General features: G+C 38.7%; 1 protein-coding gene. It reads right to left on the bottom strand.

The genetic code is table 11. From position 1 onward, the window contains the following. Nucleotides 1–375: hypothetical protein (locus ACYVRH_RS14515; RefSeq protein ID WP_461257574.1), on the bottom strand; the 375-nt coding region annotated here is incomplete at its 3' end. Nucleotides 376–483: the final 108 nt, after the last annotated feature.

Genomic DNA, 483 nt, shown 5'->3' with positions numbered 1-483 from the left:
ATTAATAGCATCGCTGCCGTCAGATTTCTTACTATAAACAATTAAGTTAGCGCCATTAAAAAGATCGTCATTAAGTCCGATTTTCAAAGACAAACTTTCGATAATATCAGTCATCATGTTTTCCGCGCCGGGGCTTTCTCTGCCAAAAAGATCGTCTTTTGAACTGAATAAAGCGTCATCAGGGAAAACAATTTCCGCATTATCAATATCGGATTTAAATACAAATGGCAGCCAGACAAGAACTTCTACCTTTATATCACAATCATTAAGGTCATCAACTACAAGCTCAGTACCTGCTGGAATAATAATTTTAAAGAAAAAAGCGATGTCTTTTCCGTTCAACGGAAGATCGAATTCAGAACCGCCGTCTGGCAAGTCGGTTCCCGTATAACCATTTTACCAAGCCTCAGTATAACCGCTGGCTTGGTTAATGATGTTTTCAATTGGTATATAGAGTGCATCATCTGGTTCTGCTATTGGACC

The organism is Treponema sp. R80B11-R83G3 (assembly GCF_054786115.1).
Note: the sequence above shows the minus strand (reverse complement) of the source record. Positions and strands in the feature narration are given on the sequence as shown.